The 18,157-nt window shown below is 61.6% G+C and carries 17 protein-coding genes and 1 pseudogene; 9 read left to right on the top strand and 9 right to left on the bottom strand.

Features of this window, described 5'->3' with window-relative positions; all coding sequences use genetic code 11:
- Positions 1 to 40: 40 nt before the first annotated feature.
- Positions 41 to 1,015 carry an alpha/beta fold hydrolase gene (locus tag ABUH87_RS10435; RefSeq protein WP_367773306.1) on the bottom strand — a complete coding sequence of 325 codons (975 nt, stop codon included), beginning with the start codon at positions 1,013 to 1,015 and terminating at the stop codon, positions 41 to 43.
- A 176-nt stretch (positions 1,016 to 1,191) separates the two neighbouring features.
- Here ABUH87_RS10435 and ABUH87_RS10440 point away from each other — a divergent pair, with 176 nt between their 5' ends.
- From ABUH87_RS10440 to ABUH87_RS10450, 3 genes are all read left to right on the top strand, one after another.
- Complete coding sequence (locus tag ABUH87_RS10440; protein ID WP_367773309.1) at positions 1,192 to 2,025, top strand: DUF4336 domain-containing protein; 834 nt, start codon at positions 1,192 to 1,194, stop codon at positions 2,023 to 2,025.
- A gap of 285 nt (positions 2,026 to 2,310) precedes the next feature.
- Positions 2,311 to 2,793, top strand: coding sequence for a hypothetical protein (locus ABUH87_RS10445; protein WP_367773360.1), 483 nt, complete (start codon positions 2,311 to 2,313; stop codon positions 2,791 to 2,793).
- Between the two features lie 113 nt (positions 2,794 to 2,906).
- Entirely contained in the window at positions 2,907 to 3,317 is a 411-nt protein-coding gene (locus tag ABUH87_RS10450; protein ID WP_367773311.1) for a GFA family protein, read from the top strand.
- 65 nt (positions 3,318 to 3,382) lie between these two features.
- On the opposite strand, the gene ABUH87_RS10455 is transcribed toward ABUH87_RS10450, so the two are convergent.
- From ABUH87_RS10455 to ABUH87_RS10465, 3 genes are all read right to left on the bottom strand, one after another.
- Positions 3,383 to 4,435, bottom strand: coding sequence for an NAD(P)H-dependent flavin oxidoreductase (locus tag ABUH87_RS10455; RefSeq protein ID WP_367773313.1), 1,053 nt, complete (start codon positions 4,433 to 4,435; stop codon positions 3,383 to 3,385).
- 134 nt (positions 4,436 to 4,569) lie between these two features.
- The gene (locus ABUH87_RS10460; protein WP_367773315.1) at positions 4,570 to 5,865 is read right to left on the bottom strand and encodes a hypothetical protein; all 1,296 of its coding nucleotides are present in this window, start codon (positions 5,863 to 5,865) and stop codon (positions 4,570 to 4,572) included.
- 88 nt (positions 5,866 to 5,953) lie between these two features.
- Positions 5,954 to 6,856, bottom strand: coding sequence for an AraC family transcriptional regulator (locus ABUH87_RS10465; protein ID WP_367773317.1), 903 nt, complete (start codon positions 6,854 to 6,856; stop codon positions 5,954 to 5,956).
- 110 nt (positions 6,857 to 6,966) lie between these two features.
- Between ABUH87_RS10465 and ABUH87_RS10470 the strand changes: the two genes are divergently transcribed.
- The 3 genes from ABUH87_RS10470 (at position 6,967) to ABUH87_RS10480 (ending at position 10,175) form a co-directional block, all read left to right on the top strand.
- Entirely contained in the window at positions 6,967 to 8,037 is a 1,071-nt protein-coding gene (locus ABUH87_RS10470) for a phosphotransferase family protein (protein WP_367773320.1), read from the top strand.
- Between the two features lie 2 nt (positions 8,038 to 8,039).
- Positions 8,040 to 9,329, top strand: a complete 1,290-nt coding sequence (locus ABUH87_RS10475; protein WP_367773322.1) for an acyl-CoA dehydrogenase family protein — start codon at positions 8,040 to 8,042, stop codon at positions 9,327 to 9,329.
- 78 nt (positions 9,330 to 9,407) lie between these two features.
- Positions 9,408 to 10,175: an SDR family NAD(P)-dependent oxidoreductase gene (locus ABUH87_RS10480; RefSeq protein WP_367773324.1), complete on the top strand. Its 768-nt coding sequence runs from the start codon at positions 9,408 to 9,410 to the stop codon at positions 10,173 to 10,175.
- Between the two features lie 388 nt (positions 10,176 to 10,563).
- On the opposite strand, the gene ABUH87_RS10485 is transcribed toward ABUH87_RS10480, so the two are convergent.
- Together ABUH87_RS10485 and ABUH87_RS10490 are read right to left on the bottom strand one after the other, a co-directional pair.
- Positions 10,564 to 11,784, bottom strand: a complete 1,221-nt coding sequence (locus ABUH87_RS10485) for a PepSY-associated TM helix domain-containing protein (RefSeq protein ID WP_367773326.1) — start codon at positions 11,782 to 11,784, stop codon at positions 10,564 to 10,566.
- Between the two features lie 2 nt (positions 11,785 to 11,786).
- Positions 11,787 to 13,907, bottom strand: coding sequence for a TonB-dependent siderophore receptor (locus ABUH87_RS10490; RefSeq protein WP_367773328.1), 2,121 nt, complete (start codon positions 13,905 to 13,907; stop codon positions 11,787 to 11,789).
- Between the two features lie 336 nt (positions 13,908 to 14,243).
- Between ABUH87_RS10490 and ABUH87_RS10495 the strand changes: the two genes are divergently transcribed.
- Together ABUH87_RS10495 and ABUH87_RS10500 are read left to right on the top strand one after the other, a co-directional pair.
- Complete coding sequence (locus ABUH87_RS10495) at positions 14,244 to 14,876, top strand: tyrosine-type recombinase/integrase (RefSeq protein WP_367773362.1); 633 nt, start codon at positions 14,244 to 14,246, stop codon at positions 14,874 to 14,876.
- A gap of 196 nt (positions 14,877 to 15,072) precedes the next feature.
- A complete protein-coding gene (locus tag ABUH87_RS10500) occupies positions 15,073 to 15,759 on the top strand; it encodes a pentapeptide repeat-containing protein (RefSeq protein WP_367773330.1) in 687 nt (228 codons plus the stop codon).
- 125 nt (positions 15,760 to 15,884) lie between these two features.
- Here ABUH87_RS10500 and ABUH87_RS10505 read toward each other — a convergent pair whose 3' ends face one another.
- Together ABUH87_RS10505 and ABUH87_RS10510 are read right to left on the bottom strand one after the other, a co-directional pair.
- Positions 15,885 to 16,187: a HigA family addiction module antitoxin gene (locus tag ABUH87_RS10505; protein WP_367773332.1), complete on the bottom strand. Its 303-nt coding sequence runs from the start codon at positions 16,185 to 16,187 to the stop codon at positions 15,885 to 15,887.
- Entirely contained in the window at positions 16,177 to 16,548 is a 372-nt protein-coding gene (locus tag ABUH87_RS10510) for a type II toxin-antitoxin system RelE/ParE family toxin (RefSeq protein ID WP_367773334.1), read from the bottom strand. The genes ABUH87_RS10505 and ABUH87_RS10510 overlap by 11 nt, the downstream gene beginning before the upstream one ends.
- 35 nt (positions 16,549 to 16,583) lie before the next feature.
- Here ABUH87_RS10510 and ABUH87_RS10515 point away from each other — a divergent pair.
- Positions 16,584 to 17,217 (top strand): annotated as a pseudogene (locus tag ABUH87_RS10515) (tyrosine-type recombinase/integrase).
- Positions 17,218 to 17,381: 164 nt separating this feature from the next.
- Here ABUH87_RS10515 and ABUH87_RS10520 read toward each other — a convergent pair.
- Positions 17,382 to 18,137, bottom strand: coding sequence for a TetR/AcrR family transcriptional regulator (locus tag ABUH87_RS10520; protein ID WP_367773336.1), 756 nt, complete (start codon positions 18,135 to 18,137; stop codon positions 17,382 to 17,384).
- Positions 18,138 to 18,157: the final 20 nt, after the last annotated feature.

Genomic DNA, 18,157 nt, shown 5'->3' on the forward strand with positions numbered 1-18,157 from the left:
TGTTGGCGCCCATGCACATATTGCAAAAGCCGTGCGGTCCTTAGCGAAGCGCGTCTAGAAGGTCGGTATGGAATGCGTTTGGCGCTTGGATCTGAGGCGAATGGCCGTAATCCGGGTAGACTATCAGCCGCGCGCCGGGAATTCGCCGCGCCGCCTCGCGTGCCAACAGCGGATAGTTTCCCAGTCGCGCCGCTAATACCTTGTCGGCTCGGTTCTTGCCTATGGCGGTATTGTCCTTCTCGCCGACCATCAGCACCGTTGGCACTGCGACGCGCTCCAGTTCATGGATGACCGGCTGGTTGAAAACCATGTCCGCGGTCAAGGCCTGATGCCATGCGACGACCTCGCCCTCCGGACCCAGGTACATCGAGGCCAGCATGTCGACCCAGCGATCGTACTCAGGCCGCCATTCGCCGGCATAATAGGTTGCCTGCTGGTAGGCCTTGATGCTGGCGCGGGTTGTCTTGCGCTCGCCCTCGTACAGCGAGTCTACTGTTGCATTAGGAACGCCCATGGCCCGCCAGTCCTCGAGGCCGATGGGGTTGACCAGCACCAGCTTCGACACGGCCTCGGGATACTGCAATGCGTACCGCATTGCCAGCATACCGCCCATGCTGTGGCCGACGACCACTGGCTTCTCGACACCAAGCGACGCCACTAAGGCGGCGGTATTGGCGGCGAGCGTGTGCAGCCCGTATTGGTAGCGCGCGGGCTTGCTCGATTTGCAGAAGCCGATCTGATCGGGTGCCACCACCCTATAGCCGGCCGCAACAAGTCGGCGGATCGTACCTTCCCAGCTGCCAGCGCAGAAGTTCTTTCCGTGGAGCAACACGACGGTTCGGCCATTAGCGCCTGGCGGGCGGATATCTAAATATGCCATTTCCATGGCTTCGCGCTGGCTCGTCAGCGGATAGCGCTGTACCGGCCAGCCATAGTCGAAGTCGGCAAGCATCGGATGAGCCGCGGCCGATACCGCAGGGACTAGCACCGCCATCGCCAGCAAGAGTCTGATCATAGCTCATCCATTGCGTTGCGAAAAAGCACCTTGTAAACTGCTCGGCAGCCAAGTGAAGGTACCTGAACGACCGACAGCTATCAGCAAGCGAATTCGACTCTTCGAACGGAGGCTATTGTCAGCTTCTCGGAACCGAACCTCTGCTTAAAGCCTTCGCTTCGTGAGGGAGTGACGATATGGCACTTGGACGCCACACGACGATAGCCCTGGGTTCTGCCCTCGCTACTGCAGGCACGCTGGTTCTCTACCGCCAGGCATCGAAATCGCAGAGCGAGTGGGACGAGACCCGGGTCGGATACCTCCCACTCGACAAGCTGAAGCAGCTAGGCGACGATCTCTGGATCGTGGATACAACGATCACCGCGAGTGGCCTGTGCCTGCCGGTGCGGATGACGATCATCCGGTTGCCGAACGGCGATCTCATGCTCCATTCGCCCACCCGCTGCACGGCCGAGCTCACGGCGAGCATCTCCGCACTGGGGCGGATTGCGCATCTGATCGCTCCAACCTTCGCTCACTGGCTGTATCTGCGCGACTGGCAGGCTGCCTTTCCGGAAGCAACGAGTTGGGCAGTGCCGGGCCTTCGTGATCGTGCACAGGTGCAGACCTCTGGCACGCGCATCGACCGGGACCTTGGGGAAGACGCACCTTCACAATGGCGCGACGTGATCGAACAGGGACTGGTCGCCGGTGGCGGTGGCTTCGAGGAGTGCTTCTTTTTTCACCGCCCCTCGGCCACGCTGCTGCTGTGTGACCTCATCCAGAACTTGGAGGCCTCGAAGCTCGCGCCGCTTGCCCGAATGGTCGCGCGGGCTGCAGCGGGAACGCGTGGAACGACGGCGTTGCACGTGCGGACAGCGTTGCGCCTGGGAGGAAGCGAAGCCAAAGCTCAGGTGCAAAAGATCGTGCGACTGCAGCCCCGGCGAGTCATCTTTGCACATGGGGCCCCCTTCGAGAAAGATGCCGCGGCGCGTTTGCGTTGCGCATTCGCCTGGCTCGTTCGCGAATAGCCTTCGCTATTGCTTCGGGACACCAGCAGTCGCAGGCCAATCGGCTAACCGCAACAAAGGTGTCAACGTAGCGCCAGTCGACAGCCTTGATCCTGGTCGTACGAGCCCCGCATCAGACCATGAACGAACGACTGGTTTTTAGGAGCAGCTCTGGCGTCGCGAACGGCGGCCCTGTCGGCGGCTCCTGCCGGGAAGCTTTTGCCCGAAGTTGGTGGGAAGTAGGCGTTCGCGGATCGAGCGCAGCGCCATCCGCACTTGGCAGGAAGACCATACGCTTTGAGCGACGTGAATGGTACCGATGCAAGACAGACGCTCGCGCGACCGAGCACCATGCGCTACGAAGGCGCCATGTCTACGATCACACGCACTAGGTCCGCCAAGGCGATCAAGATATACTGCCCTGTCGACCGTGCGACTTTGAAGTTGATTCAAGAAGGAAGGCTTGACGATATCGATCAATGGTCTGCCCTGGCGGCGATCGTGGACGTGGTGCGTGCCGACAATCCGCTGGGCGACTTCGGCATCTACAAGTCGGTCATGGAAGTGTCATTGGGTTGGGAGCTGTTTACCCCCAGCGTTGAAGCTAGACCAACCTTGGGCGAAGCCGGAGCTACGACAGCATCGCCCACCGTGGTTCTGACGATTTACGTGCCCAGTGACGCATCGTCTGATGCCATTTCAGGGGCTATGACAGCGATCCTAGCAGCTCATCCTTGGGAAACCCCCGTTATTGAGCTGAGCGATACGTCGCTTGTAATGCGCAGCTAAGTGTCCGGTCCTGGGCGGTAGCCGCCAGCGTGATCTGTCGCGTTCTGGTGGAAACCAGCCATAGTTCAACGATAGCAGCATAGCCTACATTCATAGCCATGGGACGAGCGTCAATGATCGAGACTCACTGCTTGTGCGGCACCGTCGCGCTGAAGATCACTGCAGAGCCATTGGCGCAGGTATACTGCCATTGTTCTGACTGTCAGATTTCTCAAGCAGCCGCCTACGTTCTCAATTCCGTTTATCCTGCTGACGCGGTGCAGATAACGAGCGGCGAGCCGATCGCGATGACGGTCAATGGCACACCAAGGTTGCGCTGCCCAGCATGCGCAACGCCGCTTTTCACGGAAGTGGCATCTGCGGGGCTACGGAGCCTAAATGCCTATCTTCTGCCGGAAGGAACGTTCACTCCTCAGATGCATCTACATTGCGCGGACGCCGTGCTGCCCGTGATCGATGCCCTGCCTCATTACGCTAGGCTTCCTCTCTCATTCGGAGGGAGCGACGAACTGGTCGATTGGTGATGTCTGCAAATGGGCAGCACCGAAGCGCTACGCTATGTCCGGAAGTGGGGCGATTCCGGCTTCTCTCAGTTCCGGGAGCGCAACTCATCTGCAAGAAGCGCGACAAGCTCAGCAGCAGGCATGGGGCGCGACAGTGGCGCGCCCTGTCCGGCCCATTGCGCGGCGTAGCCTGTCTCGCCGGCTGCCTTCGCTGCGGCGATCAGAGCCTTGCCAGCATCGTAGGTCACTGGATAGCCGGGATGCGGCAAACCGACATTCTCGCCCCATTGAGTGAAGCGGTTCGGCAGGCCTCGAGCAGGTCGCCCCGAAATGGCCGAGGTCATGACCGTGTTCATAGCGGCATGACCGGCGAGCGCGGCGCGGTAGGCGGCATCGGCGCTGCTTTCTGGACAGGCGACGAAAGCCGTCCCCAACTGGGCCGCAACGGCGCCAAGGTCGAGCGCGGCACAAATGCCGTGTCCATCCATGATCCCACCCGCAGCGATGACCGGCAGGCCGCTGCGGCGCGCCAGCAGCCTGGTTAGTGCCAGGGTTCCAAGGCGCGCGTCGGGAGCATCGGGTTCGAACACTCCGCGATGTCCACCCGCTTCCCAGCCCTGCGCGACAACCGCATCGATCCCTGCCGCCTTTGCGGCTTGGGCCTCGCCGAGGCTGGTGGCCGTGGCCAGCGACAGGCATCCTGCGTTCTTCAGCGCCGCGATCCGACCGGCATCAGGTAAACCGAAATGGAAGCTGACGACGGCCGGCGCGGTTTCCAACAGCAGCGCCAGCATCTCGTCGTCCTCGATGAAGCTCCTGTAGATCGGGCGAAGTGCTGCCGGAGGCTGCGCTCCATACTCATGGAACAGTGGCGCCATTGCAGCGATCCACGCGGCCTCGCGGGCGGCATCCTGAGCCGTCGGTTGATGGACGAAGACATTGACGTTGAACGGGCGATTGCTGAGAAGACGTATGCCTGCGATCATCTCCCGCGCGCCGGCAGCATCGGTGGCGGCAACGCTGATTGAGCCCAACGCGTCGGCGTTACTTACGGCGGCGGCCAGTTCGGGGGTGGACACGCCCGCCATAGGCGCCTGCACGATGGGCAGCGGTATCCCAAGGCTGTCTAACAGTGACATGGTTCCACCATAGCAAAGTAACCGGGAAATGTGATGGAAGTGACAAACTGGCCTTCACGTGAACCAACGGCAAGTATTGATCGTGGGCTCCGACAGCCGAAGCGACTGCTAAGTCGGCGAAAGGGAACTCTGGCCTAAGTTCGCCAAGGCGCATCTTGCTGTAGCAGCCGGCCAAGATCGCGGCGCCTCCACATGTTCAAGAGCGAGATGGTGATCTTGAGCTGCACGCGGGCTGTTTCGTTGGCCGTAAAGATCGGATCGTGGCGGTCGACAGCGGCACTCGGATCGGGCACCTCGCGCAGGATTGCCGGGGGAGCTGTCGTCATGTGCAGCGCCGACATCATCACGTGCAACTCAACATGCTGTGCCAGCTCGGCCCGATCGAGCAGGAGGCCGCCTGCGCGCGCATATTCGGCGGCGAAGAGATCGAGCAGTTCGTCGAGATGCCCATCGTGCGTCTCGGGCTCCGCCGCGCCGATGCAGCCCCAGATCGACGAGGCCACGGACATCTGCCCGGCGCTGCCCCAATCGATCAAACCGGAACGGAGCGCGCCATCCGGTTCATGCCAGAACCAGGCGTTGTCGACCTTGGCGTTCATATGGCAGAGCGCGAGCATGTCCGGTCGCGCATGCAGGAAGCGCCAGATGTCATCCTGTTGCTCGACCACCAACGGGGCAGCAGCGCAGAAGCCTTCGAGGAAGGCGCGGTCCGCGATATGCGCCGGCACCAGATGCGGATGCTGCAGGACGAATTCGGCGAGGCGATTGATCCGCTTGATCAAGAGCGGTGCTTCCAAACGGGGGCGGCGGGCGATCAACCTGTCCAGGTCCAGTGGAAAATACCGCTCTACAATGTCGCCGAGCCGGCCCGACTTGTGCGCGCCTGAGAGCTGCGCAAGGCTTGAGACCAGGGCCCGATAATGCGTCAGGGGCTCGGGCAGGATCTGGTCCATGCATTTGAGGTAATGGGGCTCAACGTCGCCTTGGCCATAGGGAACGCGTTCGGTAACGATGATGCCAGTCAACGTATCCTGCTCGATGTCGGCATAGAGGCACTTGGGTACGGCCACCGGAAAGTGCGGATCGCGCGATAGGACCGCCAGCCGCACCTCCGGTGGCATGTGATGGCGGCCACTATCTCGCACCTTGTCATGGAAGTTGCGCGAGAACTTGACGAAGAGATCGCGCGGCAACCCGGGCGCGTCGTGCTCATAGGCGACCGATAACAGAGCTTTCACGCCAGTACCGCCTAGCATCCATTCGTCGAGCCCGGTTACCCGCGTGACGCTGTTGCCCTCCCCCAACGTGCCGGTCGCGCGGAAGGCGCGCGTGAGGAATTCAGGGCCGCCTGCTTTCAGCGCTTCCGGGTGCGTGGGGAAGTCGAGGCCGAACAGATCGCCTCTCGCCCAATCGATGATCGTCTTGGTCATGGCACAGGACTAGCGCGGCATGCGGCCACCACGCAATCGACCGTCGCTCACGAAGAGAGCGTGGCTCGGCTGCGAAGAGCGAAAACGGTCATCTAATACCCTTCCAGCCGCTCTCTCGCTCTTGCCTAAGTACCCGCTGCCGGTACTGGAGCGGAGTGATCGCGAAGCTCCGCCGAAAGGCGTGGGCGAGCCTTGATGGCGACGAAAACCCCAACGAGAATGCTATCTGTTTGATGGAAGCCGTTCCAGCCAAGGCCCGCTTCGCCGCTTCGAGGCGAAGTTGGAGCTGGTGCTCGCCAAGGGTGGAGCCGCGCGAAGCGCGGAAGGCCCGTGTTAGTTGACGAACGGACATCCCGCACAGCGCGGCGAGCTCCGACAGCGATGGCGGATTGGCGAAATCCGCAACCCGCTCGTCGATCAGGCGCAGCCTCCAACCCGCCAGACCGCTCGCCTCCGGTGAGTCTTCCGCAGCTTCGCAGTATCGAGCCAACTCGATGGTCAACTGCACGAAGAGAGCCTCGGTCAGGCGCGGGCTTGCAATGCCCGGTGCCGTTGTCTCCTCCGCGAGACGCCGCATGAGGTGGCGGATCGTTCCACTCGGGATATCGAGCAGCCGTTCCGGACTATGAGAGGGGATGTGCGGATCCGCGCCCGTCCAATGCCGAAATGCGCCGGGATCGATCTCGCACACGATCGCGGTGTGGCGAGGTCCTGTATCAGTGCGGAGCTTCACCTCCTCGCCGGCCGGGAGGAACACCAGATCGCCCATAGGCTCGTGTCGGGAGCGCTCCCCGTACCGGGAAAAGGATGCCGTAATGCTTCGCGATCGCGGTGCCAGGACGAGCTCCAGCCAATGGACCTGATGGCGAGCGCCGCCATCGGTCAGCGGAGCGCTCCCCTGATATCGCAGCACCTTCAACGAGGCGCCCAAGGTATCGAGGCGCCCCTCGATTACCGTGGTGCAACCATAAGGGAATGCTGCTTCAGTCACCGACCGAATATGTCCCGAAGCGTGCAGCACGTCTAGATCGACCGGTCCCTGCCGCTAGCCTGTTCCCTGTTTCCGCTCCAGCAATGGAGGCAACGAACGGAGAGGGCGCCATGACCACCGACACAGCAATTGAAGATCTCGATGGGCTTCTCAACTGGCCGAACATTGCCGCCTGGATCGCGGCACAACCTGACGTGCCGGGCTCAGGTCCTGTCACCGCCGCACGAAAGCTGTCCGGCGGCATCCAGAACACGGTCATGCTGGTCGAGAGGGGCGACACGCGCCTTATCCTGCGCCGCCCGTCGAAGCGTGCGAGGCCCACTGCCGGCGAGACGATGCGCCGGGAGAGCCGCGTCCTTCAGGCACTCGCCGGCACCAACGTGCCCCATCCCGGATTCTATGCCCTATGTGACGACGAGTCCGTTACCGGCGCGACCTTCTACCTCATGGAAGACCTTGAAGGCTTCGCGAAGTCGGGCGAACTGCCAGGGCGCTACGCGGGGGACGCGTCGTGGCGCAAGGCAATGGGCGAGACGCTCGTCGATGCCGCAGTCGCTCTTGGCGCGGTAGACTATGCAGGGCTTGGCCTGTCTGACCTCGGCAAGCCCGATGCCTGGCACGAGCGTCAGGTGGAGCGCTGGCGCAAGCAGCTCGGCGGCTACGCGGCCACGCCAGGTTACGATCCGGCTGAGCTCCCGCACTTTCACGAGATCGGCCGCTGGCTAGAGGCCAACCTGCCGCAGGACAGGCGCATCGGCTTGATGCACGGAGACCTTCAGTTTCCCAACGTCATGTTTTCGCTGGAGGCCCCGCGGGTCTCGGGAATTATCGATTGGGAACTGGTGACTCTGGGCGATCCCATGATCGACCTTGGCTGGATTCTGTCCAGCTGGATCGAACCCGGTGATCCTGATGGCAAGAAGCCGATGGTGACGCCTTGGGATGGCTTCTCGAGCCGCGCCGAACTCGCGGGCCGCTACTGCCGGGCGGCCGGTCGAGACCCCGCCGCCGTGCCGTGGTTCTTCGCGCTCGCCTGCTACAAGCTCGCCTGCCTTCTGGAAGGCACGGTCGCGGCTGCGCGCGCAGGCAAGGTGCCGGAGAACGTCGGCATCTCCATTCGTGAATATTCGACCTGGCTGACCACCAAGGGCCGCCAGGTCATCTCTGGTGAAGGACGATAGATATGGATTTCTCCGTTGACCCCGAGTTCCAGGCCAAGCTCGAATGGATGAACACGTTCGTACGCCAGGAGGTCGAGGTACTCGACCTGCTGTTCCCGCATGGTGGCGCGCAGTTCGACGTTCACAACGAAAAGTCGCGCGCCATGCTGCGGCCCTTGCAGGACAAGGTGCGCGAACAAGGCCTCTGGGCGTGTCATCTTACGCCGGAGCTCGGCGGCAAGGGCTATGGACAACTCAAGCTGGCGCTGATGAACGAGATCATCGGACGCGCATCATGGGCGCCGGTGGTCTTCGGCTGTGCCGCGCCCGACACCGGCAACGCCGAGATCCTCGCCATGTTCGGCACCGACGAGCAGAAGGAGCGCTACCTTCAGCCGCTGCTCGATGGCGAGATCGTCTCGACCTACGCGATGACCGAGCCGCAGGCCGGCGCCGATCCCAAGGAATTCACCTGCAAGGCTTGGCGCGAGGGCGACGAGTGGGTGATCGAGGGCGAAAAGTGGTACGCCTCGAATGCGCGCTTCGCCTCCTTCCTCATCGTCATGGCTATCACGGAGCCCGATGCGGCACCGCACGAGCGGCTTTCCATGTTCATCGTGCCGATCGAGACGCCCGGCATCGAGATCATCCGCAATGTCGCCGGTATGAACGATACCGAGGAGGACGCGATCCACGCCTACCTGCGCTTCGACCAGGTTCGCGTACCGCTCGACGCCATGCTCGGCGGTTCGGGCCAGGGCTTCAAGGTCGCGCAGGCCCGGCTCGGCGGCGGACGAATCCATCACGCCATGCGCGTCGTCGGCCAGTGCCAGCGAGCGCTCGAGATGATGCTCGAGCGCGCGGTCTCCCGCCGCACGCAAGGACGTCAGCTCGGCGACCACCAGTTCGTTAAGGGCATGATCGCGGACTCGGCGATCGAACTCGAGGAATACCGCCTGCTGGTGCTCAAGGCTGCCTGGACGATCGATACCCAGCCGCATGGCGCCGCGCGCATGCTGATCGGCATGGCAAAGGTGGCAATGGCCAAGGTCTACCACGACATTGTTCAGCGGGCCGTCCACCTTCACGGGGCGCTGGGCACGACCCACGAGACGCCGCTCGCCAAGATGTGGATGGGGGTGCCGATGCTGGCCGTTGCCGACGGGCCGACCGAGGTGCACAAGGTCCAGGTCGCGAACGCCCTGCTGAAGACCGCTGCACCCGCGCCCGGACTGTTCCCGACGGAGCACATTCCCACCAAGCGCACAGCTGCCCTGCACAAGCACGACGCCGCGCTCGGCCTCTCCGACTAGCCAAGTTGCCGGCCGGCCGAGCGCTCGTCGTCGACAGTCGGCGGCGCTGGTGAAGAACATCTGAGGAAGGTCCCTGCAATGAGCTACGCAATCGATCTGAGCGGCCATGTCGCCGTCGTCACCGGCGGTAGCCGTGGCCTCGGGCGTGCCATTGCGCGGGGTCTTAGCCAGGCCGGCGCGAGCGTTGCTATCGCCAGCCGAAAGCTGGACGCGTGCGAGGCACTGGCGGATGAACTGGTCGGTCGGGGCGGCCTGGCTTCTGCCCATGCGTTCGACGCCAGCGAGTGGGACAGCTGCGACCGCCTTTTCACTGAGGTCACCGAACGGTGGGGCGGCGCGAACATCCTGGTGAACAACGCGGGCAAATCGCCAGTGGAGCCTTCCTCGATCGAGACAAGCGAAGCCGCCTTCGATCACGTCATTGCGGTCAACCTGCGATCGGCGTTCCGTCTCTGCGCTCTTTTCGGCGAGCAGATGCAGCAGCGCGGCAAAGGGACGATCGTAAACGTCTCGTCATCCGGAGCACTCCGGCCCGAGCCCGGTTTCGCCCCCTATGCAGCCGCCAAGGCAGGCCTCCACGTCCTGACCCAAACATTTGCCAAGGAGTTTGGGCCGGCGGTGCGTGTCAACACGGTGATGCCTGGACCCTTCCACACCGATGGCACGAAGGCTTGGTCAAGGACTGACGGCTTCGCCGAGCATGCTCGCAAGAACATGCCGCTCGGCCGCGGCGGAGAACCCGAGGAGATTGTCGGCGCTGTACTCTACCTCGTCAGCGATTTGTCATCATACGCTACCGGGTCATGCTTGGCTGTGGACGGCGGACATGCCGTTGCAAGGGGATGAAGCTGAAAGGGAATGCAAAAAGCTCTGGGGCTCGCATTGAAGCGGTAGTCGGTGCACTCGTAGCTGATCCCTCAGGCTAAGGTTCGAATTGACGACCGTGCGTCGGGGCGAGTGCGAGGCTGCTAGGCGAAGCGACACGGTCGCGGGATCCAACCGCCACCAGTTTTCCGCGCTCCAAAGAGACTGGTGGTAGCTCTACAATGAGCCTGCACCAAAGAGCAGCGTTGACGATGAACTGGTGGCAGCTTGTGTCCCTCCCCGCTATTCTCGGGTGTGGAGAGGCTGAACGTAGGGCAGGTTTCGATATGCTGTCGCGGAACGCGGAACGACTGCTATGTCGGCGACAGCTGCGCTAATCTACCAGTTTCGGGTCAGTATGGTTGATCGTCTAACTGGCGCCTACGATTGCTCCCGGCGTAAGTGCAAGGGCGAGCAGGACGAACGCGGTGCAGACGTAGGCCCAGGCGCCCATTCCCGTCCACGCGACCTTGAGGTTGCGCTGGACCGCCTGCCCTTCCTTGGCGAGGCGCAGGGTGTAGATTGTTGCGCCGGTTACGGCGAGGGCGGTCAAGAGGGCGCCGAAGACGAACCAGATGATCTTGGTTGCTATACCGCCCAAAGTGCCGAAGTGCAGGGGGTCCGCCATCTCGGAGATTCGCTGGTGTACACTGAGGTCGCGGCCGTCGAGTGACATGGTCACGCGGCCGGTGGACGGATCGACCGCCACGCCATTGGCGCGGTCGCGCACCAGCCAGGCTTGGTCCTGGCCCAGGAAGATCAAGCCATTGTCTTGAGTGAAGCGGATCTCGCGGATTTGGAGGGTCGGGCGTTCGCGGTGCACCAGTTCCACCATCCGATCAAGCGCAGGGCCGGTGGGGAGTGGCGCCGAGGTCGTAACCTGCGGCAGCTTGGGCACCGGGGCGTTGCCGCCGAGCGTCTCGACCAGATACCAGATGCCCGTTACCGCGATCAGCGCCACGAACCACAGGCTCCAAAGGCCGCCGAGCCGGTGGAGATCGCCCGTCAGTCGGCGCGCATCGCCTCCGCGCGGCCGCCGCAGGAAGCCGCGCCACCACTTCTTGTAGGTCACGATGCCGGTCACCAGCGAGATCACCAGCAACAGGGCCAGCGAGCAAACGATGGGAATGCCGATCTTGGTCGGCAGCATGAGGTGGCGGTGCACTTGGCGCAGGAAGCGATGCGCATTGGCCCACCCGTGCGTGCCGGTGACCTGCGCCGTCCAGGGATCGATGTAGACGCGTGAGGGGGCGCCCTTGCCGTGATCCATCCAGGCTTCGGCCGCGAACCAGGGGTCGATCGGAGCGTAGAGCGTCTGCAGCCGGGCGCTCGGATCGGTTCGGGTGGCTGCCTGCGCCAGCTTGCCCCACGAGGCTTGCTGGGCATCCTGGGGCGTGACCCGCATCGCCGGGGTCACCAGCCAATCAATCTCATGCGCGAAGACGGCCAACGTACCGGTCAGCAGGATGAAGCTGAGGAAGATGGAGAGCTTCAGCCCCAACCAGCTATGCACGATCCACCAGAGCGACCGGACTTTCTTCCGCTTCGCCGGAGTGGCCGCCTTCTTTGATGCCTCGCTTGCCCGCACCATCTTCAGAAGCCGAAGCGCAGCTCCGCCAGGAAGGTCCGCGGCTCGCCGGGGAAGTGGCCGCTGCGATCGGAGAAGCCGGAGGCGGCATAGACCTTATCGAAGATGTTATCGACGCGCAGCAGCAGCTCGGCGAAGCCAAATCCCTTGGTCAGCGAGGCATCGAAGATGGTGTAGGGCTTTACCTGCTGGCCCGAGAGGCTGATCCGACGCGAGACATGCTCACCGCCAAAGCCGATCGCGGTGCTGATCGCCGGAAACTGGTAGCGCATCCAGAAGCCCAGCTTGTGCTTGGGGGCGTTGGCGAAGCGGTTACCCACGGCGTTCGTCACCGCCTGCCCGGCCACGGTGTCGGTGATCTTGGTGTCGTTGTAGGCGTAGTTCGCCAGCAGCACCCAGTCGGGCGTAATGTCGGTGGCGAGGTCCAGCTCGACGCCCTTGCTCGTCACTTCCCCGATCGGGCGAAGCTGGTCCTGGCCATTCACCGGGGGCAGAGTCACGTCGGCCTGGAGGATGTTGCGGCGGACGATCCGGTAGACCGCAAGGTTCGCCTGCAAGCGGCCCGCGAACAGGTTCGACTTGATGCCCGCCTCGACCTGCTTGCCGGTGACGGGCGCGAAGGGTCCGCCCACGTCCGTGCTCTGGCTTGCGGCCGCCTGTGGCTCAAAGCTGCCCGACCAGCTGACATAGAGAGAGGCATCGGGGCGCGGCTTGAACACGGCGCCCGCACGATAAGTGACGTCGCCGTCGCTGTAGGAAGATCGCGCGTCGACGCGGCCGCCGGTGCTGGTGGTCACGCGATCGTCGAACTTGTCGTAGCGCACGCCGCCCACCAGCAGCAACGCCTCGGTAAGGCTGACCTGATCCTGCAGATAGGCGCCCTTGCGCTTGGTGCGGGTGTCGGTGGTGGTGAACGGCAAGGCGGCTGCGCGCGCCACATCGCGAGCCGAGGTGACGTAGACCGGGTTGCTCAGGCTCAGCGGCGTGACCCCGGTGCGCAGGATGCGCGAGTCCAGCACGTTGGTCTCGTCATACCAGTCGCCACCGGCCTGGAACTTGTGCTCCATGCCGAAGAGGCCGACGTTCGCGCTTAGGTTGGCCATGAACGACAGGCCATCGACATCGCGGATCTGGTCGCGGAACTCGCGGGCGACAAGATCGGGGTTGCCGGCCACAAGCCCGCGCGGCTCGTGGTACTGCTGCGTCTCCTTCGACTTGAAGTAGCGGGCGCCAGCATCGAAGGTCACCGCCTCACCAATAGTCGTGGCATAGCGGGCCTGGATCGCTTTCGATTTCAGGCGAAGGAAGTCGGTCGGCTCGTTGGCGTTCCAGCTAATGTCGGTCAGGAAGTTGCCGGCATCGTCGGTCAGTACGCCGCGAAGGCGATTGCCGGGTAGGTCGTTGTCGTAGACCGTCGCCTGCAGCGTCAGCTTGCCGCCGGGGTTGGTCTTGATCGACAATCCACCGTCACCGATCAGCGACTTGCTCTTGGTGTTAGTGCGGTAAGGAGCCATGGACTCGTAGAAGCCGCCGACCCGGTAGGTGACGACCCCATCGGCGTCGATCGGCCCGGTGGCATCGGCGGACATGCCTGCGCGATTGTAGTTGCCCAGCGTGCCGACCAGTCGCAGTGAGGATTTGTCCTCCGGCACCTTCGAGACGTAGTTGATGATCCCGCCCGGCGATCCTGGACCGAAGAACAGCCCGGCCGGTCCTTTGAGCACTTCCACCCGGCTGATGTTGAACAGCTGCGGCACCGAGAAGCCGATGAAGGGATTGCCGCGCTGGCCGTCATAAAACGACTGATCCTGGCGGAAGCCGCGAAAGGTGACGCCGGCGTAGCTGAAGAAGCTGACCCCGGAGATGTTGCGATACAGGTCGGTCGCATCGCGCGCGCCCTGGTCGCGGAACAGCTCGGCATTGATGACCTGAAGAGCCTGCGGGATGTTGAGCGGGTCCTCGGCCACTTTGCCCACGGTCGTGGTATCAACGCGGTATAGCCTTTGCGCTCGACCGTTGACGATGATCTCGTCGGTTGGTTCGTCTGCGTCTTGCGCGAACGCGGGATTGGTACCTGCAGCTAGCGTAAGAACCGCCGCGAATGCGGCTTGCAAACCCAATCTCATGAAGACCCCTGCTACTGCGATTCAGTCGCAACTAGACGAGTGTTAAGTATGGCGCAAGAGGTCGTTCATAGCCGTCGAGCGAAGCCTGCTCTTACCCGACTGAGCCGTCACCGCGGCGTTGAGCGCTGCAGAAGAGCGAACGGTCGTTCACCCCGGCGGAGAGGTAACGAAAGACCGTTCTTCGAATCAGCGCGTACAAGACGGTTGTCCGGATCGAAGCCGACAACTGCTGCGATGAAGGGGCCTTAGATCGGCTGTGAAGTCGAATCCATCATTGGGCGGATCGAGCTTGCCCGCGTTTCTTTCATGGCCCTTTACGGCCGATGGAGAAACATCATGGGACACTCAGATCTTGATCCTGCCGTTCACGAGCGCCGCCCTTGGAATGCGGGCCGGCACGTCGGCCCCAAGCGGGCCCTGAAAGCTCGCGACATTTGGGCCATCCGCTTCTTCCTCGATGAACATAAACGTCTAAGGGATCGCGCGTTGTTCGATCTTGCGATCGACAGCAAGTTGCGCGGCTGTGACCTTGTGAAGATCAAAATCGGCGACGTGGTGAGCGGCGGTCACATTCGAAACCGCTCCACTGTGATACAACAGAAGACCGGCAGGCCGGTGCAGTTCGAAATCATGACCGAGGCTCGAAAGAGCCTTGAAGCGTGGTTTGCTCGTCGCGGCGGAACGATCCTTGATTTCGCTTTCCCCAGCCGGATCGACTATCTCGGTCATCTCAGTACGCGACAATACGCGCGCCTAGTTGGCGAATGGGTCTCAATTGTCGGTCTCGACAAGCGAGAATACGGAACACACTCGATGCGCAGAACCAAGGCCTCGATGATTTACAAGGCTACCGGAAATCTGCGGGCAGTGCAGATACTATTAGGGCACACCAACATCGAGAACACCGTGCGATATCTTGGTGTAGATGTGGACGATGCTCTCACGTTGTCGGAACGTACGGAGATATGACCTTTGCCAGCCCTGCGATCGAACGCAGGGCTGGCAAACCGGCTCATGAATGATCGGCAGCTTTCAAGAAGCAAGCTCCAGCTTTGTAACGTCGGCTTTGTCGGCAAGAACCGAGCTTCAGCTCGTTTCGATGTGGCCGCCTTCCTCGGCAACGCCCGAGACTAGCATCCAATACTCACAGTGATAAGGATGGAGTATGGAAGACCTCTTCCCCCAGCCGGTGCTGAAACAGCGGACCCTTGTCAGAAGGGACGTAGAAAAGCTTGCCGGAAGGCCGCATACAGTCGTCGAATGCGAACTCGTCGGGGGCGATCTTTCTGGTCTGGATCTGTCGCAATGGTCGTTCGAGAAATGTGACCTTCGGCAGACCGATTTCCATGGAGCGAAACTCGAACGCTCCAAGTGGCGATCATGTCGCGCAGCCTTTGCTTCGTTTGTCGGCTGCGACCTATCCGAAGCGTCATTCGCCAATAGCGATTTCAACAATGCCGCGCTCAAACGCAGCAATCTCGACAGCGCCAAAATCGTCGGGTGCAAGTTCACGGGCGCAGACATGACTGACGTGAGGGCGCTGGAAGTCCGGTTCGAGGAAACCTTGTTCATCAATGCCAAGATGCCCGGCCGGGACTTTCGGAAAGCTACGCTGACGCGCTTGGACTTTTCACAAGCTGACCTGCGCAAATGTGATTTTCGCCATGCCACTTTCAACGATTGCAGTTTGCGTGATGCGCTGCTGGATGCCGCTCGATTTGACGGGGCCGACCTGCGCGGCGCGGACCTCGGCGGCGTCCGGCTTGGAGATGCATCACAGTTTCGCGGTGCAACAATTTCAAGCGAGCAGGCAAGTCAGCTTCTGAGTGAACTCGGATTGAAAGTTCGCTGACGCTCCGGGTTGCCCGACAATACAAGTCCGCGTTTGGGGCCGAAAATCCAAAGCCTTGAACGAGATGAAGGGACGGCCGCTACCAGGAAGTCAATTTGGTCGACGGAACGGCGGGTTTGTCGGCGTCAGGCCGCTTTCGCGAATTTGCGAACCTTGATGTCGCCTTCATGCTCGCGGGCTTGCGCGAGTTCGTAGGAAGTCTGCATCCGCAGCAACGTATCAGCCCTGACTCCAAAGGCCTTCTCAAACCGGATCGCCATATCCGCCGAAAGGCTTGCGTTGCCATTGAGCAGCGTACTCAGTGCCTGCCGCGAGACGCCAAAGTGCTGTGCCAAGGCCGTCACGTTCACTCCGGCAGGCTCCACGATTTCCGTCTTTAGCCAATCGCCAATATGGACGGTCAGAGACGGGTGCATCCTAAGCGCCATGATAGTCCTCCAGATCCAGATCGATCAACGCACCCTCGGCATTCACGCCAAAGGTCATTCGCCAGTTCCTCGTCACAGTCATCGACCAGCTTCCCTTCCGGTCCCCGGTCAGTTCGTGCAAACCGAAATTAGGGGGCACCGACAGCTCTTCAAAGCTTTCCGCCGCATCAATGAACGCAAGCATCTTGCGAAGCCGAGTTGCATCGCCAACCAGCCCTTTCGCGTTGCCCGTTTCAAAGAAGCGCCGCAGGCCTTTATGCCGGATGCTCTCGATTTCCATCCATTGCAGGTATCCAGTATCGGCCTTAATGTCAAGTGTCGCGCGACACTTGACTAACCTGATCGCCGTAACCGCACCCATATTTCAGATGGCATCTCGGCCATTGGAGTAGCTTCATGGGACACTCAGACCTTGACCCTGCCGTACACGATCGGCGCTCTTGGAATGCAGGCCTAAATGTCGGGCCTAAACGCCCGCTGAAGCCGCGCGAGATCTGGACTATCCGCTTTTATCTCGACGAGCATCGGCGATTACGCGACCGGACGTTGTTCGACCTGGCGATCGACAGCAAGCTTCGAGGCTGCGACCTCGTCAAGCTCAGGATCGGTGATGTCGTCAGCGGCGGGAGCATCCGAAATCGGTCAACTGTAATTCAGCAGAAAACGGGGGAGGCCCGTGCAATTCGAGATCATGACGGAAGCTCGAAAAAGCCTCACGGCATGGCTGGAGCGACGCCGCGGCTCCACGCGCGACTTTCTCTTTCCCAGCCGCGTGAATTACATGGGTCATCTCAGCACAAGGCAGTACGCCCGTCTTGTCGATGAGTGGGTTTCGACGGTGGGGCTGGATCATCGCAAGTATGGCACGCACTCTCTGCGAGGCACAAAAGCCGCATTGATATACAAGGCGACTGGAAACCTACGAGCAGTGCAGATCCTGCTCGGCCATAGCAACATCGAGAATACGGTCCGGTACCTCGGCGTTGATATCGACGACGCCCTCACTCTCTCCGAGAGAACCGAAATCTAAACTAACCTCCGGCTCCGCGAACCACTCGCGGAGTCGGCCACGCACAATAGACCGATGGCAGGTATCGGTGATCGGCTCCAGAGCGAAGAGCGAAGACGGCCGCGCAGTTCGTATCAAACAATCGAATCGGACATGCGCTCGAATCCCATCCCATGAGCGGTCATTCAGTCGCTGTTCCGTATCGGCCCTTCGTCGTCGCTTGCTGCTGGTCGCGGCTCGCGCCCCAAGAGCTTGTGTACGGTCAAACTCAATGCGGAGAGAAGATTGCGGGGATCTGCTGCTGGATCGGCCGTCATGCGGCTTGTCATTCCGTGCGCTAGCATGACGATCGCTTCCAACCGTGCCTCAACTTCGCCGTTGGAGATTGGACCGGCTAACGGCAGCAAGCTCCCACGCATAATGTCGCGAAATTTCCGGTCTATCTTTGCGACAACGTGAGCGACTTTCGGGTTCCGGCCTGCCTCTGACATGATCTCAAGCGTCAAAGGTGCGCGAGTCGGTTCGAGCCACCATGTGAACTGCGAAATCCAGGCTTCTGCGAGCGAGGCGGCATTTTCGTGGTGCTTGCGCTCGACGTCGACAAGTAGTTGCTCGAACTCGCTGAAGCGACGCTCACACAGGGCGATGATAATCGCCTCCTTGTTCTCGAAGTACTGGTAAATGTGCCCGACGCTCATCTTTGCCTCGGCAGCGATGCGTGACATGCTCGCGCCGTTGAATCCTTCTGCAAGAAAGCAAATTGCTGCCGCATTCAAAACCTGTTCTTGCCTGGCTTCCGTTCGCTCCCGGCGGCGGGCCAAAGCTTCAACACTGTGAACCATATAAAGTCGTATCCGAGCTAACGATCTACCAAGCCCTAGCTCATCAATCTCAACATCCCAACGCAGCCGAGAGCATGCGACAGAAAAAAGAATGTTCATTCATTCTTTCTGTGTTAGTC

The sequence above is a fragment of the Novosphingobium rhizovicinum genome (assembly GCF_040813635.1).
Lineage (GTDB): Bacteria > Pseudomonadota > Alphaproteobacteria > Sphingomonadales > Sphingomonadaceae > Novosphingobium > Novosphingobium rhizovicinum.

Bases quoted from the DNA above. Each gene is read 5' to 3' on its own strand.
- ABUH87_RS10435 (WP_367773306.1), bottom strand. From the start codon at position 1,015: ATGATCAGACTCTTGCTGGCGATGGCGGTGCTAGTCCCTGCGGTATCG.
- ABUH87_RS10440 (WP_367773309.1), top strand. From the start codon at position 1,192: ATGGCACTTGGACGCCACACGACGATAGCCCTGGGTTCTGCCCTCGCT.
- ABUH87_RS10450 (WP_367773311.1), top strand. From the start codon at position 2,907: ATGATCGAGACTCACTGCTTGTGCGGCACCGTCGCGCTGAAGATCACT.
- ABUH87_RS10455 (WP_367773313.1), bottom strand. From the start codon at position 4,435: ATGTCACTGTTAGACAGCCTTGGGATACCGCTGCCCATCGTGCAGGCG.
- ABUH87_RS10460 (WP_367773315.1), bottom strand. From the start codon at position 5,865: ATGACCAAGACGATCATCGATTGGGCGAGAGGCGATCTGTTCGGCCTC.
- ABUH87_RS10470 (WP_367773320.1), top strand. From the start codon at position 6,967: ATGACCACCGACACAGCAATTGAAGATCTCGATGGGCTTCTCAACTGG.
- ABUH87_RS10475 (WP_367773322.1), top strand. From the start codon at position 8,040: ATGGATTTCTCCGTTGACCCCGAGTTCCAGGCCAAGCTCGAATGGATG.
- ABUH87_RS10480 (WP_367773324.1), top strand. From the start codon at position 9,408: ATGAGCTACGCAATCGATCTGAGCGGCCATGTCGCCGTCGTCACCGGC.
- ABUH87_RS10485 (WP_367773326.1), bottom strand. From the start codon at position 11,784: ATGGTGCGGGCAAGCGAGGCATCAAAGAAGGCGGCCACTCCGGCGAAG.
- ABUH87_RS10490 (WP_367773328.1), bottom strand. From the start codon at position 13,907: ATGAGATTGGGTTTGCAAGCCGCATTCGCGGCGGTTCTTACGCTAGCT.
- ABUH87_RS10495 (WP_367773362.1), top strand. From the start codon at position 14,244: ATGGGACACTCAGATCTTGATCCTGCCGTTCACGAGCGCCGCCCTTGG.
- ABUH87_RS10500 (WP_367773330.1), top strand. From the start codon at position 15,073: ATGGAAGACCTCTTCCCCCAGCCGGTGCTGAAACAGCGGACCCTTGTC.
- ABUH87_RS10505 (WP_367773332.1), bottom strand. From the start codon at position 16,187: ATGGCGCTTAGGATGCACCCGTCTCTGACCGTCCATATTGGCGATTGG.
- ABUH87_RS10510 (WP_367773334.1), bottom strand. From the start codon at position 16,548: ATGGGTGCGGTTACGGCGATCAGGTTAGTCAAGTGTCGCGCGACACTT.
- ABUH87_RS10520 (WP_367773336.1), bottom strand. From the start codon at position 18,137: ATGAACATTCTTTTTTCTGTCGCATGCTCTCGGCTGCGTTGGGATGTT.